Below are 2,347 nucleotides of genomic sequence, written 5' to 3' on the forward strand. Positions count from 1 at the left end.
GACTCGCCAACCCGTTGCGGTCCTCCAATAGCGAGAACCGTCCTTATCGTTACGAGCCCGCTATGCCTTGGTCAGTTGCCGGCGCTGATATCGGAGACCGAAGTCAATACTCATTTCTGGGGATGTCCCTTTGCAGTTAATTATGAGAATCGCATGTCAATCATTTCAGTTGGTTAGCTGTGCGCTTAATTTGAAAACGTGCACTTAATTTGATAATCATACCGGGCCATTCGCATTTAATGTGAGAAGCAGCGTCGGCAACGTAACGGGGTCGAATTTCCCAAGACAGGGTATGAAAATTCAAAGAATTCATGACCTTCACGCTGATGCGATTGCAGTTAAATTGAGAATCCGGGCTGCCCCCGCAATTAATTGCCAAACCTAACCGAAGCGACCGCATTCTCATCATTAACTGCCAAGCGACACTACGTTGCAGTATCGTCGGTTGAAGTCGGAGCGTTGAAAATTTATCCCTCACGCACAGTTCTCGAATTTACGATCCTCGTTCTTTTGCTACTCATGGCGTATCGGATCGCCTATCTTGTTGCGCGGAGTATATAAGCGCGTCCAAGAAATGCAGGGCCGGCGCCAAGGGGCAAGCGCCCATAGGAAAGCCCGCTGCCGGTTCGACAGCGGGCTTACAGGACACCCTTGGAGTGTGCGGCTACATCCACGACCACACACGATCATAATCCACGATGAGCGGATAGTTCCCGACAATCTCCACCGGCCCGACTGCATCAGTGATTTCTAATAGTTGATGCTTGCGGCAGGTGGTGCCCTCCATCGCCTGCCGAAGATCGGTGTCCTCCGATCGGCCCGCGTGAAGTCATGTCGAAAAGGCTGTAGGCCAGCGCAGAAAGCAAATCGTTGGCGACTGTTGGCAGCTTCGCATGGATGCTGATCACTACAGCGACGCTCATCCCGGCGAAGAGCGAATCCAACTTGTCTTGGATTTCAACGATGACGTTGAAGAGGTGATGATCGCTGCCGGTATCGATGAAGAGAAAGCGGCTTAGCTACATTTCTTCCAGCGCGCCGCAGCTGCCGTTCTGGCAATCTCAGAGCGCTGTTCTGGCGTGAGTGCTTTGAGGCGGCCTTGCCACCGATAAGCCCGCCCTTGCGGGCACTGGCGAGTGGCTTTTTGTCCTCAGTCTCGCCTGTCGCCAGATCGACAATCGACTTCGCCAATTGGTTTGGGTCGCGCGGGCGCTTGGGGGGTTTAGGTCCGGTTGGCAACGTCATCCCCCTCCACGGCACGCTCAAGATCATACAGTTCGGTCAAAGTGCCGTCGCTGGCGTAAATGCTGAATTTGATATTGCCCGCTTTGAGTTCGCGCGCTTGGCTTACGACCTGCCTGCTGGACAAGTCGTTGATCACTAGGACGTTCGGCTCCTTGCCAAGTTTTATGGAATAACTCACCGTCCTGCTTCCCATGCGTTTCGCTAAGCATATAGGAGTTCGGCCCGAACCGCGACAAGCGCGGCGTCAAATTTCAAACTGACCCACTACCCGATCTTGCAAGCGAAGAACTCGGCAAGGCGACGCTCGATGAGCGGGTGATGGCCGCGATGCGGCGGGTGCCGCGGCATCTCTTCGTTCCAGCCCCGGTCGCCCCTTATGCCTACCAGGACATGCCGCTGCCGATCGGCTTTGATAAAACCGTCTCGCAGCCCTTCATCGTCGCTCTCATGACCGATTTCCTTGCACCGCAACCGCACGAGGCGGTACTCGAGATCGGCACCGGCCTGGGCTACCAAACCGCAATTCTCGCGGAGCTCGCCGGGCAAGTTTGGAGCGTCGAAATCATCGAGGAATTCGCAAGCCATGCCGAGGCTCTCCTGCAGGGCCTCGGCTTATCCAATGTCGGCATTCGTGTCGGAGACGGGTCGCGCGGCTGGCCCGAGCACGCCCCATTCGACAAGATCCTGGTCACGGCGGCGGCTGAGCAGACACCGCCGGGTTTTCTGAAGCAACTCAAGCCGGGGGGGACGGCTGGTTCTGCCTTTGGGATCTGAAGAAGCACAGTTTCTGACTATCATCGACAAGGATGCGGCAGGGCAGCTCGGGACTCGGAAACTCATCCCGGTTCGGTTCAGCCGGCTCGAAACGGTCTAATGAGGGGTGCGGCTGCGCGGAGCCGTGCTGGAAGATCAGGATAACGCGCGCCGCATCGATCACACGGGCGCTGAATGGCATCGCCGATCTTTTGACGTCCATGCCCGCTACTCGTGGAGCACGCCTGCAGCCACCGGTCGCAGCCGCTGGCGATCATGCCGGCGCGGTCGTATTGCGCGCTTCTCAAAGACCCTTATCCAGCCTACTGTGTGCCTACCAGAGGGCAAA

At 56.7% G+C, this 2,347-nt stretch carries 2 protein-coding genes and 1 pseudogene; 2 read left to right on the plus strand and 1 reads right to left on the minus strand.

Going from position 1 to position 2,347, the window contains the following annotated elements; genetic code table 11:
* The first annotated feature begins 893 nt into the window (after window positions 1–893).
* Window positions 894–1,019: a hypothetical protein gene (locus tag NKJ08_RS38465; RefSeq protein WP_352528383.1), complete on the plus strand. Its 126-nt coding sequence runs from the start codon at window positions 894–896 to the stop codon at window positions 1,017–1,019.
* A gap of 203 nt (window positions 1,020–1,222) precedes the next feature.
* On the opposite strand, the gene NKJ08_RS38470 is transcribed toward NKJ08_RS38465, so the two are convergent.
* Window positions 1,223–1,423: a hypothetical protein gene (locus tag NKJ08_RS38470; protein ID WP_352453889.1), complete on the minus strand. Its 201-nt coding sequence runs from the start codon at window positions 1,421–1,423 to the stop codon at window positions 1,223–1,225.
* 92 nt (window positions 1,424–1,515) lie between these two features.
* Here NKJ08_RS38470 and NKJ08_RS38475 point away from each other — a divergent pair.
* Window positions 1,516–2,119, plus strand: a pseudogene (locus NKJ08_RS38475) (protein-L-isoaspartate(D-aspartate) O-methyltransferase); the annotation flags it as partial.
* Window positions 2,120–2,347 lie beyond the last annotated feature (228 nt).

This window comes from Mesorhizobium sp. M0244 (assembly GCF_040321795.1).
Classification (GTDB): Bacteria; Pseudomonadota; Alphaproteobacteria; order Rhizobiales; family Rhizobiaceae; genus Mesorhizobium.

Excerpts from the sequence above, each read along its gene's own strand:
- NKJ08_RS38465 (WP_352528383.1), top strand. The coding sequence starts at position 894 with ATGGATGCTGATCACTACAGCGACGCTCATCCCGGCGAAGAGCGAATC.